The 12,740-nt window shown below is 67.8% G+C and carries 12 protein-coding genes; 11 read left to right on the forward strand and 1 reads right to left on the reverse strand.

What is annotated here, in order from left to right; translation table 11 throughout:
• Window positions 1-233: 233 nt before the first annotated feature.
• The 8 genes from AWQ71_RS20740 (at window position 234) to AWQ71_RS20770 (ending at window position 8,162) form a co-directional block, all read left to right on the forward strand.
• Entirely contained in the window at window positions 234-1,442 is a 1,209-nt protein-coding gene (locus tag AWQ71_RS20740; protein ID WP_157570464.1) for an alpha/beta hydrolase, read from the forward strand.
• 130 nt (window positions 1,443-1,572) lie between these two features.
• Window positions 1,573-1,890, forward strand: a complete 318-nt coding sequence (locus tag AWQ71_RS40360; protein ID WP_084259105.1) for a DUF4288 domain-containing protein — start codon at window positions 1,573-1,575, stop codon at window positions 1,888-1,890.
• Window positions 1,891-2,296: 406 nt separating this feature from the next.
• Window positions 2,297-3,229 (forward strand): transporter substrate-binding domain-containing protein, encoded by a 933-nt coding sequence (locus AWQ71_RS20745; protein WP_067135684.1) that lies wholly within the window; start codon window positions 2,297-2,299, stop codon window positions 3,227-3,229.
• Window positions 3,230-3,241: 12 nt separating this feature from the next.
• Window positions 3,242-4,144, forward strand: a complete 903-nt coding sequence (locus AWQ71_RS20750) for an amino acid ABC transporter permease (RefSeq protein ID WP_067135966.1) — start codon at window positions 3,242-3,244, stop codon at window positions 4,142-4,144.
• Between the two features lie 11 nt (window positions 4,145-4,155).
• Window positions 4,156-4,905 (forward strand): amino acid ABC transporter ATP-binding protein, encoded by a 750-nt coding sequence (locus tag AWQ71_RS20755; RefSeq protein ID WP_067135964.1) that lies wholly within the window; start codon window positions 4,156-4,158, stop codon window positions 4,903-4,905.
• A gap of 7 nt (window positions 4,906-4,912) precedes the next feature.
• A complete protein-coding gene (locus AWQ71_RS20760) occupies window positions 4,913-6,097 on the forward strand; it encodes an aminotransferase class V-fold PLP-dependent enzyme (protein ID WP_067135686.1) in 1,185 nt (394 codons plus the stop codon).
• Between the two features lie 41 nt (window positions 6,098-6,138).
• On the forward strand, window positions 6,139-6,972 hold the full coding sequence (locus tag AWQ71_RS20765; RefSeq protein ID WP_169806597.1) for an IclR family transcriptional regulator: 834 nt from the start codon (window positions 6,139-6,141) through the stop codon (window positions 6,970-6,972).
• Window positions 6,969-8,162: an amidohydrolase family protein gene (locus AWQ71_RS20770; protein ID WP_067135690.1), complete on the forward strand. Its 1,194-nt coding sequence runs from the start codon at window positions 6,969-6,971 to the stop codon at window positions 8,160-8,162. Before AWQ71_RS20765 ends, AWQ71_RS20770 begins: the two co-directional genes overlap by 4 nt.
• 244 nt (window positions 8,163-8,406) lie before the next feature.
• Here AWQ71_RS20770 and AWQ71_RS20775 read toward each other — a convergent pair whose 3' ends face one another.
• On the reverse strand, window positions 8,407-9,000 hold the full coding sequence (locus tag AWQ71_RS20775) for a TetR/AcrR family transcriptional regulator (RefSeq protein WP_067135692.1): 594 nt from the start codon (window positions 8,998-9,000) through the stop codon (window positions 8,407-8,409).
• Window positions 9,001-9,123: 123 nt separating this feature from the next.
• Here AWQ71_RS20775 and AWQ71_RS20780 point away from each other — a divergent pair, with 123 nt between their 5' ends.
• The 3 genes from AWQ71_RS20780 to AWQ71_RS20795 all read left to right on the forward strand — a co-directional run bounded on the left by AWQ71_RS20780 (window position 9,124) and on the right by AWQ71_RS20795 (window position 12,362).
• Complete coding sequence (locus tag AWQ71_RS20780) at window positions 9,124-9,849, forward strand: SDR family NAD(P)-dependent oxidoreductase (protein WP_218001888.1); 726 nt, start codon at window positions 9,124-9,126, stop codon at window positions 9,847-9,849.
• The gene (locus tag AWQ71_RS20785; protein WP_067135696.1) at window positions 9,846-10,910 is read left to right on the forward strand and encodes an FAD-dependent oxidoreductase; all 1,065 of its coding nucleotides are present in this window, start codon (window positions 9,846-9,848) and stop codon (window positions 10,908-10,910) included. The genes AWQ71_RS20780 and AWQ71_RS20785 overlap by 4 nt, the downstream gene beginning before the upstream one ends.
• A gap of 894 nt (window positions 10,911-11,804) precedes the next feature.
• Complete coding sequence (locus AWQ71_RS20795; protein WP_067135698.1) at window positions 11,805-12,362, forward strand: GNAT family N-acetyltransferase; 558 nt, start codon at window positions 11,805-11,807, stop codon at window positions 12,360-12,362.
• The last annotated feature ends 378 nt before the right edge of the window (window positions 12,363-12,740 follow it).

A 12,740-nucleotide genomic window follows, 5' to 3' on the forward strand; every position in this document is an offset into this window, starting at 1 on the left:
AGCCCGTAGCGCTCCCTACTGGCATTCCACAGCCAAGCCCGTTCAACTCTTCACGCTCGGGGAAACTGATCAGGCGCTGACGGGGGGCGCGGGCCTTCACCGCCGGAGGCTCTCGTGGCTAGGCTGCGCTCTGCGTACAGCAGTACGGATCACCAGGAGGCAGAGGCGACGTGGTGACGAGGCCGCGTGACAGCGCCGGAGGGCCGCCGCCGACGCCGGGCGTCAGGGCCTCGATGAGATTTGTACGGTTCGCCATGCTGTGCGGGCTGCTGTGCCTGCTGCAGGTCGCGAGCGTCGTGGTGCTGGTCGCGTCGTTCCACCAGCCGTGGACCGCGCTCGCCGGCGCCTGGTCGGTGAGCTGCGCCGCCGCGATCCTGATCGCGAAGTGGCGGGTCAGCCGAGCCCGCGATTCGGCGGGACGGCGGCCACTGGTCGACGCGGCACGCCTGGTCACCATCAGCACGGCCGTCTCCTTGGGTCTCTTCATGTGGCCGGGCGTGTCCACGTCCGATGTCCGGCCCGATCACCGCGCGACGCGCCTGCGGGTGGCCGGCGGCGAGTTGGCCGTCCGTACGATCCGGGCCACGGTCCAGAAAAGGCCGCCGCTGGTGGCTCTGCACGGCGGGCCCGGGGTGCCCTTCACGGAAGCCGAGGAACGCGCACTGAGCGGCCTCGCCGTCGACCGCGACATCGTGATCTACGACCAGATCGGGGTGGGCGACTCGAGCAGGCTCTCCGAACCGCATGAGTACTCTCTACGGCGAGCCGTGGACGACCTCGTCGCGGTCGTCGCGGCCACCGGCATGCCGAAGGTCTCGATCCTCGGCTACTCGTGGGGGGCTCAGGTGGCGACCGTGTACGCCGCCGAGCACCCGGACCGGGTCGCGGAACTCGTGCTCATGTCGCCGGGCTTCTTTCCCTGGCAGGGCCGCCCGCTGCGACCCGGACTGCCGCAGAGCCGGTTGACCCTGCCCCAGAAGGCATACGCGTACGGACTGGCGGTCAAACCCAGAAACCTGTTCGTCTACATGCTGGTCGGCGCGGACCCGGATGTCGCGCGCTGGTTCGCCTCGGACGCGGAGATGGACGCGCGGTTCGCCGAGCTGTTCGCCGCGTCCGAACCGGCGACGTTCTGCGACCGCCGCAGCCGGTCCGCGAAGCCGTCCGGCCTGGGATTCTACGCCGGTCAGGTACCGCAACAGCATCCTGGCCTCGACGGTGTCACCCGGGCCGAGGTGCCCGGCCTCGGGTCGGTGCGGACCCTGATCCTGCGTGGCGGTTGCGACTACATCCCGATGTCCGCGGCGAACGATTATCGCGACGTGATGCCGGGATCGCGCCTGGTGGACGTTCGCGACGCCGGTCACGCGCTCCTGGAGGACGCCGGCCCCGAGGTGGTCGCGACGGTGCGCGCGTTCCTTCAAACGCCTTCCCAACCGTGACGCGGGTGCGAAGCCTCGGCAGGAAAGGCCTCGCCCCCCGATGCCGGGAACGCCTCGCGAAGACGGCCGGCCCACATACGACTCGGCCACCGACCACTACCGCGCCCAACCCTGAGGGAGAGGCGAGCTTGTGAATAGCGGATCCAGAGTTCCGTACATCGCGATTCTGGTCTTCACGACTCAGGTCGGTGGTGGCTACGCCCCTCCACGATTCAGCGAGGACATCGTTCTCATTCATGCCTGTTCTCTCGGCGAAGCGCGCGCGGCGGCGGATTCACGAGGACGAGAGGATGAGACGTCTTATGCCAACGAGTACGGCGAGACGGTCACATGGACTTTCGTCGGGGTGGCTGACGTGCGGGAAGCCTTGTATGACTCGCTCGATGAGGACGTGAGTCTCTATTCCAGGAGCTTCGACGAGTTGACGCGATGCAAGCAGGTCTTCTGAGTCCCTGCGGCGCGAAAGTGGCTCATAGTTCCCGCAATCAAGAGTCCCTTAATAGGGCGCTTCAAGTATAAAACTTGTCCTTCTCCATTACTTGACCGGCGACCACCCCAAAAGGCGCGGAGTTCCGTAAGGCCCGTAACTCAGGATGTATCGGTCATAAGTAGACGCCGAGATTCCTGTGGCCGGAGTGTCACCCCGTCACGCCCGGCACCTCGACCAGGCGGTGGGCCATGTCCTCGGTGATCGTCCGCACCGGGTGAGTCCGGCAGTCGCGGATGTACCGGATCAGCCGCTTTCGCCCCAGTGTGCGGCAGAGCTCTTGACCATGCCGAGCCGGCTCCAATAGCGTCTCCCTCCGCGAAACGTTGTCTCTCTCAAAGAGACTGTCTGAGGGATGTGAACGCCCGTGAAGAGGGTGAAGGTTGCCGCGGCGACGTTGGTGTCCGCAGTCGCGCTCGTCAGCTGCTCGACGCCCACCGATACCCCTCAGAGTGATCAGGGGAAGAGCGGCGGAGCGGCCTTCGAACAGGCCGACACCTTCCCGCAGATCCAGCCGAACCCGGAGGTCGAGGCCCTGCTTCCCGCAGAGCTGAAGCAGTCGAAGAAGATCACGATTGTTCTCACCGCGGGCGCTCCGCCCACGTCGTTCATCTCTCCCGACGGGAAGACGAGCCTGGGACTGAACGCCGACATCGGGCGCGCGCTCGCCAGGACGATGGGGGTCGAGCCGACGCTCGTGTCCATCCCGCTCGACGGCATCATCCCCGGACTGCAGTCGAAGAAGTACGACATGGCCGTGGCCTCCATGTCACCGAGCCCGGAGCGGCTCGAGGTCCTCGACATGGTCGCCTTCACCAAGGGCGGCTCCGCGATCGCCGTACCCGCGGGCAATCCGAAGGGCCTCAGCTCGAAGACGCTCTGCGGCCTCCAGGTGGGCGTCGGCGTCGGATCCTTCCAGGCCACGACCCGGCTGCCGAAGCTCAGCGAGGAGGCGTGCACAAGCCAGGGCCAGCCGGCCATCAAGCCCGTCGAACTGCCGGACCAGAGCCAGGTGCTGCTGGCCCTGTCGAGCGGCCGCATCGACGCGGTCATGGCCGACGGCCCGGTCCTGGGCTACGCGCAGAAGACGCAGGACACCAAGTTCGAGGTGCTGCAGGACGAGTCCAACCTGACCTCGACCGGCGGGATGGCCGTCGTCAAGGGCTCCGAGCTGACACCGGCGGTCGTCAAGGCGATGGAGGTGCTCCACGGGCTCCCCGAATACAACAAGATCTATGAGAAGTGGGGGATGCCCGGCTACGCTCTTCCGGCCGCCGAGCTCGGCCAGCTCAAGGGCTAGGTGATCGAACCCATGAACGTCACCGAAGGGCCCGGTCTGAGGCCCCGCCGGAATCCCAAGAGAAGCCCATGGCGGTACGTCGTCATCGCCGTGATGCTCTTCCTGGCGCTCGCGCTGGCCGACGTGGTCCTGACCAACCCGAACTTCGGCTGGCCGGTCGTCGGGCAGTACCTCTTCAGCGCCGTCATTCTCGACGGGCTCCTGCTGACGCTGGAGCTGACCGCGGTCGTGATGGTCGTCGGGTCCGTCCTGGGCGTGATCCTGGCGGTCATGCGGACGTCCACGAACACGTTCGTCGCCCGGGGCGCGTGGGCCTACATCTGGTTCTTCCGCGGCACGCCGCTGCTGATCCAGGTCATCTTCTGGTTCAACATCGCGGCCCTCTTCCCGCGGATCTCGCTGGGCGTGCCGTTCGGCCCGACGCTGGCGGGCATCGACGCCAACGCCCTCGTCACGCCATGGACCGCCGCGGTGCTCGCGCTGTCGCTGAACGAGGGCGCGTACATGGCCGAGATCGTGCGCGGCGGCCTGCTGGGAGTCGACCGAGGCCAGTACGAAGCGGCTCAGGCGCTCGGCATGCGGCCGAGCAAGGTCTTCGGGATCATCCTGCCGCAGGCCGTGCGCACCATCATCCCGCCCACCGCCAACCAGCTGGTGACCACGTTCAAGAACACCGCGCTGGTCAGCGTCATCGGCCTGGCGGATCTCCTGCACAGTGCCCAGGTCGTCTACGCGCTGAACTACCAGACGATCCCGCTCCTCATCGTCGCGGCCTTCTGGTATCTCCTGCTCACCTCGCTCCTCAGCTACGTCCAGTCGCTGCTGGAGCGCAGGTACTCGAAGGGCTACGTGCCGAGGTCGCGCCCGCAGGCCGCGACCGGGACGAGCGACGCCGTCGCGCTCAAGGAGGCCTAGTGGAGACTCCCATGATCGCCCTGAGGGGGATCCAGAAGCGGTTCGACTCCGTGCACGTCCTCAAGGGAGTCGACTATTCGGTGTCCAGGGGATCGGTCAGCTGCCTGATCGGCCCCTCCGGCTCGGGCAAGTCCACCCTGCTCCGCTGCATCAACGGGTTGCAGCCGGCGGACGAGGGCGAGGTCTGGGTCGACGGCGAGCTGATCGGCCTGCGGATCGACGGGGACCACGTGGTCCCGCTGCCGGAGAAGGAGATCGCCGACCAGCGCCGCCAGATCGGCATGGTCTTCCAACGCTTCAACCTCTTCCCGCACATGACCGCGCTGGAGAACGTCATGTCCGGGCCGCTCCGCGTCAACCGCGCCGACAAGGAGCGGACCCGCGACCTGGCCATGGGACTGCTGGACCAGGTGGGCCTCGCCGCGCGCGCCGATCACTACCCCAACGAGCTGTCGGGCGGGCAGCAGCAGCGCGTCGCCATCGCCCGGGCCCTGGCGATGAAGCCCAAGGTCATGCTCTTCGACGAGCCGACGTCCGCGCTGGACCCCGAGCTCGTGGGCGAGGTGCTCTCGGTCATGCGCGACCTCGCGGCCGAGGGGATGACGATGATCGTCGTCACCCATGAGATGGGCTTCGCCCGCGACGTCGCCGATCACGTGTGCTTCATGGACGAAGGCGTCATCGTCGAGGAAGGCCACCCGGACACCGTGCTCACCGATCCGCGTACGGCGCGGGCCCGAGAATTTCTGAAACGAGGCTGACACAACAGTGGACAACCGCATCGACGTCGAGCGGGTACGTGACGAGACCCCGGGGTGCCGGGATCTCGTCCATCTGAACAACGCCGGCTGCTCCCTGCCCCCCAGGGGCGTGGTCGACACGATGACGGACTACCTGCGCAACGAGGCGTCGCTGGGCGGATACGAGGTCCAGAGGGACCGGTCCGAGCAGATCGCGGCGACCTACACCTCGCTCGCCTCCCTGATCGGCGCGAGGCCGTCGGAGATCGCGCTGGCCGACAACGCGACGCGCGCCTGGGACATGGTGTTCTACGGCATGCGGTTCACGCCCGGGGACCGGATTCTCACCTGCCAGGCGGAGTACGGAAGCAACGCGATCGCCTACCTGCAGCAGGCGAAGCGCTTCGGCGTCGAGACCACGGCCATCGGCAACGATCCCAGCGGGCAGATCGACCTCGCCCAGCTTGAGAGGGAACTGGGCGACGGCCGCGTCAAGCTCGTGTCGATGACGCACATCCCGACACAGGGCGGCCTGATCAACCCGGCGGCGGCGGTCGGCGCGCTGGCCGAGTCCGCCGGGGTGCCGTTCCTGCTTGACGCCTGCCAGTCCGTCGGGCAGCTGAACCTCGATGTCCGCGAGCTCAGGTGCGACGTGCTGACCGGAACGGGCCGCAAGTACCTGCGGGGGCCGCGCGGCACCGGCTTCCTGTACGTGCGGGAGGACGCCATGGACGCGTTCGAGCCGGCCGTACTGGACAACGGCTCCGCGGTGTGGACGTCACCCACCGCGTACGAGATGAACCCCGACGCCCGACGTTACGAGACGTGGGAGAAGAGCTACGCGGCGGTCGTCGGCCTGGGAGCGGCCGTAGACTACGCCCTGGCTCTGGGGATGGACGCGATCGAGACCCGCGTTCTCGCGCTGGGCGACCTGCTGCGGCGGACGCTCGCCGACATCGAGGGGGTCCGGGTTCACGACCTCGGCCAGAGCCGGTGCGGGATCGTGTCGTTCACCGTCGAAGGCGTCGCGCCCGATGACGTGAGGTGCGCTCTCGCCGACAACGGGGTCAACGTGAGCGTTTCCAAATCCACGTCGTCGCAGTGGGACCTGCCGTCACGGGGGCTGACCAGTGTCGTCCGGGCATCGGTGCACTACTACAACACCGAGTCGGAGATCGAACACGTCGGCTCGCTCGTCGACGGCCTCCGGTGACCTAGTCCGGGAGCTCGCGGCGATGATCGAGAATGGACGCGATGATCCTCGGAGCTGACTCGCGGTTGGAGGAAGACGTGGTGGAGGGACCTGTCAAGCCCGCGTCGTTGCAGGGCGTGGACCGGGTGCTGACCGTGCTTGAGGCCTTCGTGGGGCAGGCCGAGTGGCGTGTCTCCGATCTGGCCAAGCACCTGGGCATGCACAAGGCGGTGACGCACCGGATCGTCCGGTCCCTCGAGGCGCGGCAGTTCCTGGAGCAGGCAGAAGCCCGCGGTTCGTACTCCCTCGGCTCCGCCGCGGTGGCGCTCGGCCGGGCGGCCGGGCGGCGGGCGCCCCGGACGGCCGCCCGCCGGCACCTGATCCGGCTGGCCGAGCAGACGGGGGAGGTCGTGCTGTTCTACACGCTCCGGGGCCACCGCTACGTCTGTGTCGAGCGACTGGACATCAACGCGGAGACCGCGGTCACCGTGGAGATCGGCGACACCATCGGCCTGAACGCCGGAGCGGGGAAGACCCTGCTGGCGTTCCAGGACGAGCGCTTCATCCAGGAGGTTCTCGCCGCGCCGCAACCGCGCTACACCGACCGGACGCCGACCGACCCGGCGGTCATCCACGACATGCTCGACCGGATCAGGGCCGAAGGGGTCTGGATCAGTGAGGGGGAGATCACGCCGCACACGGTCGGCGTGTCGGCCCCGGTCTGGGACACCGAGGGATCGGTTCGGTACTGCGTTTGCGTGACGGTGCTGGAGCGGGCGGTGGACGAGCGGCGGCTGGCCAGCCTGTCCGCCGCCGTCCAGGACACCGCGACGGCCGTTTCACAGAGCTTGGGATACCGCGAAGGCGGAATCGAAGGGGAGCAGAGAACCACATGAGGATCGTGTTCAGGGCGGCCACCGTGATCACGGACGTGCTCGCCGACGAAGCCGTCGACGACGCGACCGTCCTGGTGGAAGACGACCGGATCGTCTGGGTCGGGCCGACCGTCGACGCGCCGGCCGACGAGGCGGCCGCGGTCGTGGACCTCGGCCGGCGCGTCCTGTTTCCCGGACTGATGGACGCGCACGTGCACCTGGCCTTCGACGCGGGGAACGACCCGGTGGCGAGCATGCTCGCCAGGGACGAGCAGGCGCGGCTCGACGGGATGCGGCTGTCCGCGCGGCAGCTGGTGGAGAGCGGAGTCACCTTCGCCAGGGACCTCGGGGCGCCGCGCGGACTCTCCGCGCGGATCCGCGATGAGATCCGGAGCGGGACGACGCCGGGCCCTCGCCTGATGGTCGCCGGCCGGCCGCTGACCCGGCCCAACGGGCACTGCTGGTTCATGGGTAACGAGGTCGACGGGCCCGAGCGTGCTCGGGCCGCCGTGCAGGAGGAGATCGAGTCCGGGGCCGACCTCGTCAAAGTCATGGTCACCGGCGGACGGATGACCCCCGGTACGGACCCGCTGCGGTTCGAGGTGTCCGAGGCGGCCCTCGCGGCGATCGTCGACGAGGCACACCGGAACGGGGTCACCGTCGCCGCGCACGCCCTGTCGACGGTGGGCGTCCGGGCGGCCGCCGCCGCTGGGGTCGACTCGATCGAGCACGCGACGTTCATCTCCTCCGAGGGCGGGGACGGCTACGACGCGACCGTGGTCCGCGACCTGGTGAGCGCCGGGACCGGGGTCTGCCCGACGCTGGGGCTCGCGGGCGCGCACACCCATCCCATCTCCCTCGACGTCAGGGGCGGCTGGGTGGCCCAGCTCCACGCCGCGGGGGTGCCGATCCTCGCCGGGACCGACTCGGGCATCCCCCGCCACCCGCACGTCGGCGGGGTCGTCGACGGCCTGCGCGGCCTCGTCGCCTCGGGCCTGTCCGTACGGCAGGCGCTGGCGGCGGCCACGGAAGCCGGGATGCGCGCCGCCGGGCTGGAGAAGGCGGGCGCGGTCAAGCCGGGATACCTGGCCGACCTGATCGCGGTCGACGCCGACCCGCGGTCCGGCGTCGACGCGCTGCTGGACCCCCCGTTCGTCGCTGTGGGCGGTCGCGTCGTCAAGGACGTCATCGGCTGCGCCGCCGTCGGGTAAGCGCCGCCCGGCCACGACTCCGAGCGGGAGGCGCCCGGCGGGGGATCACGCGGGCCGGCTCGCGGCCGCGGAGGATGCGCGTCAGCCCGCCGTCGTGTCTGTGGTCACCTTCTTCTCCTCGCCCGAGGGCAGCTTGATGTAGGCGTTGGCCGTGACGGGGGTTGTTCATGCCGAAGAGCATGTCGGTGTACAGGGGCGGCATGGTGGCGTTGTAGCTGGTGCAGTCGGTAGCCCGTTTGTGGATCTAGCCCGAGCGGACGATGGGGTTGAGTGCTTCGATGAGTTTCCGGGTCGACGTCTTCTTCAGGTCCGCCTCCAGGACGTTCTGCATCAAGAACGTGCCCATGCTCATCGCCACCAGCGCACTCGCTGCGGCCCGTGCCGAGGCGTCGTCGAGCTGGGCCCATCGGCGGGTGAAACCGCTCAGGACGTCGAGGAGTTCGCTCATATAGCGGCGCTGGGACTCGTGGACGCGGGGGTTGCGGACGACCTCGCACCACACCTGAAGCATGAGCGCGGCGCTGGGTAGGGGTGGGCTGTCGACCAGTAGCGTGTCGTGGATCAAATCGATGACCTCGGCCGGTTGCGGCACTGGGTTTGCGTCGAGCGCCGCACGCAACACGTGGAGCACCGGGACCATCACAGTGTCGGCCAGTTCCTCGATGAGTTCCTCCTTGCTGGCGAAGTAGCGGTAGACCCCACCCGCAGACATCCCAGCCTGGCTGCAGATATCCGGCATCGACGTGGCGTGGAAGCCTTTGGCCGCGAAGCAGTGAGCGGCGGCGTCAAGGATCGACGCACGTCGTTGGGCGAGGTACTCGGGCGTGACCTGGGGCATACCCCAATATAGAACGATCTTTCGCCTTGACGCGTGTGCTGGTGGCGAGTATCAATTAAAGCGAAAGATCATTCGTTTTATCGGGTGAGGAGCTTGACCATGACTGCGGACAACACCGGTCGGGTGGCCCTGATCACGGGTGGTGGCACCGGCATCGGCCGCGCGACGGCCATCCAGCTCGCCGACGCGGGCTGGCAGGTGATCGTTGCCGGGCGTCGGGAAGCACCACTCGCCGATCTCGCCGCCGAGCATCCGGCGATCAGCTACCAGGTCGTGGACGTCGCCGATGACACCCAGGCCCGCCGGCTCGTCGACTCGGCCATCGACACGCACGGCCGACTCGACGCGCTGATCAACAACGCTGGCGCACTCAACCCCATATCGACCACCAACCCCACCCACGACGCCTTGAACCACTTGTTCTCGATCAACGTCTTCGGGCCGTCCTATCTGGTCGGCGCCGCGGTCAAGCACCTGTCGGTCTCCGGCGGCAGCATCGTGAACGTCAGCAGCGCGGTCGCGCAGCGTCCCCAGTCACGGTCAGTCTTCTATGGTGCGTCCAAGGCCGCCCTGGACTACCTGACTCGGTCATGGGCAGGCGAGCTGGCCGGCCAGGGCATCCGCGTCAACGCGGTCGCTCCCGGACCCACCGACACCCCGATCCTTTCGACAGTGCTACCGCCGGACAAGGTTGCCGAGATCGCCGCGCTGGAGGCGGCGTCGCTCCCGCTCAAGCGGCGCGGCACCGCGGACGAAGTCGCCCGTTGGATCGTCGCGCTCGTCGACCCCGCTGCGGAGTGGGTCACTGGCCAGGTGATCGCGATCGACGGCGGGATGGCGATCGCATGACCCGCCGCGTCCTGATCATCGGAGCTGGACTCACCGGTCTGGCCTTGGCCAACGGGCTCCGCCGCGCCGGCGACATCGAGGTCACCGTCGTCGAGCAGGCGCCGGTCATCACCGAAGCCGGCTGGGCGATCAGCCTGACCGACAGGCATCTCGAAGCCCTGCGGCACCTGGGCTTGGTGCTGCGGGATCTGACCGCGGATCCGCTCGCCCGAACCATCATGTTCGACCCGAACACCTCCGTCCCGGTCCGAATCACCGCCATGGACGGGGTCGTGACGACCCGTTCCGAGCTGCAGCTGTGGCTCTGGGGACCCGTCGGCGACCTGGTGCGCACCGGGATCACAGCGGTCACGATCAACGACAGTGGCCCGCACGTCGAGGTCGCGTTCAGCGACGGCACCAGCGGCGAGTTCGACGCGGTCGTCGGCGCCGACGGCATCAACTCCTGGACCCGGCGCACCGTCTTCGGCGGTCCGGATCCCACCTACGCGGGCAGTGCCGTGGTGCGCTTCCAAGTCCCTAACACCGGTGGCCTCGACCTCGCCGCCATGACCAGTGATGGCCGTCTGGGCCTTTTCGTCCTGAACGGTGGCACGACACTGCACGGCGTCGTGTTCCTGCCCGGTGAACCGGACAACAACCGCGACCGCACGCTCACCGAACTGGCCGAGGGTTACGGCGACCTACGGGGTCCGCTGGCCAGTCTCGTCAAGGCCATGCGCACCGAGCCCGTCGGTTTCTACGCCAACATCAACCAAGTCGTGACCGATAAGTGGGCCGCCGGCCGGATCGCGCTCGCAGGCGACGCAGCGCACGCCATGAGTCCACGACTGGGCCAGGGCGCGGGAGTGGGCCTACAAGATGCCGCTGTACTTTCCGAACTGCTCACGTTGCCTGACCTTCCGGCTCCGGTCGCGCTCGCCGGATATGCCGGAATCCGCCGGCCAGCAGCGCAACTGGTCCAGCAACGCTCGCACGCCGCCACGCTGCGGATCGGTCAGGCCGGTGCCGCACTCGAACTCCACACTCTGGCGAACTCGGGAGCGGCCGGATCGGGGTGAGAGCCGGACGCACCCGTTCCTTGAGCTGGAACCTACGCCTTGGTGCCGACGACGAACCCGTGCTCGTAGCGGAAGGGCTGTTGACATCAAGATCGTTCAGTGAACTCAACTGTCCGCGTAATTTGCGCAGCCGGTCGGCGAATTCGACGACGGGGCCCTCTCCCGGATTCGGGTTGCGCGCCACCAGTCCTCCCTCGCTCGCCTGTCTCACCATTGTTCGGCAACGTTAATGAACATCTGGATGACCTGGGATAACGAATTTCGATCAGGAGGGTCGGCCGGGGGGTCGGAACCGGCCACGGCCCCCTGACCGCTGGGACACCGAGTCCGCACGTCAGCAGTGCCAAGGAGATCGGTCGGTGTATTCCCGGTTCGGTTACTCGGTGGTTGCTCGGACGCTGCGGAACGGGGCATCATGGGCCGGTATTGAGCGACGGTCAAAGCAGGCGACAGCCGTACAAACGGCATCAAATGGCGCGGTGTGGTAGCGGTCGGCGCAGTGCGGCAGGGTGAACCGCTGACTTTCAATCAGCGGGTCCGGGATTCGAGCCCCTGGCGGTGCGCCTGTCGAAAGCCCAGGTCAGCGTCACTGATCTGGGCTTTCTTTATTTAGTGATCAACTCGCCGATGCCCCACACCCCGTGTACCGCACGAATTCAAGGGGGCGGAGCAACGCTGCTTGCCTGATCATTGGAGGCTTCGGCCGGGGGTCTCCTGCGCAAAGGCATCGAGAGCGGGCTCCGGCCCCTTGAGGCGACGGCCACGCTCCCCGGCGGCCCGAGATCGTCGAAGATCGGTGTCGATGGGCTGCCGGTATATGTCTCGAGACTCTTGATCAGCGCCTTCGCCTGGCTATCCCGTACCGAACGCACCAACTATGGAAGATTGGCACGAATGCTCAGTCACCTGGAATTTCGCCCTGTCACGGAAGCAGACCTGGACGCCTTCGATCTCGCCTTCCAGAGCGAGAGCGGCGCGACCCCGTACCAGTGGTTCGGATTCACCCCGACGACGGCACTGCGGGAGGCCCTGCGCACCCGCGGGCTTCTGGCGGGAGCGGACAACATGCTCGCCGTCACGGTGAACGGGAAACTCGCCGGACGGGTGGAGTGGCTGGAGCGGCGCTGGGGGCGCCGTGACACGTCGCTGTGCTGGGAGATCGCGATCGGCCTGCTGCCGGACTCGCGAGGTCGAGGCATCGGCACCTGGGCCCAGCGGGAACTCGTTCGATACCTGTTCACGCACACCAGGGTGGAACGCGTCCAGGCGACCACCGATCCGGAGAACAGGGCGGAGGTCCGCTGCCTGGAGAAGATCGGATTCCGGCTGGAGGGCATCGTCCGGCGCGCCCAATGGCGGGGAGGGCGCTGGCACGACCAGCTCCTCTTCTCCATCCTGCGTGACGAGTTCGACCAGAAGACAGCGGGTTTCTCGGCCGGAGCTACGCCGTGAGCGTTTCGGCCCCGAGCCTCATCTGAGCGCGGCGGGATGCGAGGGACACTCCGACGCACGCCGGTTCGTCGCATCGCACGTGATCACTGTGTGGGAAGCGGCCTGCGGTCGTCGACCCTCGCCCTTCACCTCAATCGCCTGCGTTTGGCGGATCGGGCCGGGTCTGGACTTGTCGGGCGCTATAGGACCTCTTGACCCTTTCTTTGCCTGCCTGATACTAATCGCGAACCTGTCCCCGCCTTCGTGATCCGACAGGCGGGGACGCCACGCGGACCTCTGTGTCCGCCAGTACCAGGAGGTTCTCCGTGAGGAGTTCGCTCAATCACCCCCCACTCCTCAGACGACTTACCATCGCCGGCGGCCTGGCTGCGGCACTGG

The sequence above is a fragment of the Microtetraspora malaysiensis genome (genome assembly GCF_001528665.1).
Taxonomy (GTDB): domain Bacteria; phylum Actinomycetota; class Actinomycetes; order Streptosporangiales; family Streptosporangiaceae; genus Microtetraspora_A; species Microtetraspora_A malaysiensis.

Excerpts from the sequence above, each read along its gene's own strand:
- AWQ71_RS20740 (WP_157570464.1), top strand. The coding sequence starts at position 234 with ATGAGATTTGTACGGTTCGCCATGCTGTGCGGGCTGCTGTGCCTGCTG.
- AWQ71_RS20750 (WP_067135966.1), top strand. The coding sequence starts at position 3,242 with ATGAACGTCACCGAAGGGCCCGGTCTGAGGCCCCGCCGGAATCCCAAG.
- AWQ71_RS20755 (WP_067135964.1), top strand. The coding sequence starts at position 4,156 with ATGATCGCCCTGAGGGGGATCCAGAAGCGGTTCGACTCCGTGCACGTC.
- AWQ71_RS20765 (WP_169806597.1), top strand. The coding sequence starts at position 6,139 with ATGATCCTCGGAGCTGACTCGCGGTTGGAGGAAGACGTGGTGGAGGGA.
- AWQ71_RS20770 (WP_067135690.1), top strand. The coding sequence starts at position 6,969 with ATGAGGATCGTGTTCAGGGCGGCCACCGTGATCACGGACGTGCTCGCC.
- AWQ71_RS20775 (WP_067135692.1), bottom strand. The coding sequence starts at position 9,000 with ATGCCCCAGGTCACGCCCGAGTACCTCGCCCAACGACGTGCGTCGATC.
- AWQ71_RS20785 (WP_067135696.1), top strand. The coding sequence starts at position 9,846 with ATGACCCGCCGCGTCCTGATCATCGGAGCTGGACTCACCGGTCTGGCC.
- AWQ71_RS20795 (WP_067135698.1), top strand. The coding sequence starts at position 11,805 with ATGCTCAGTCACCTGGAATTTCGCCCTGTCACGGAAGCAGACCTGGAC.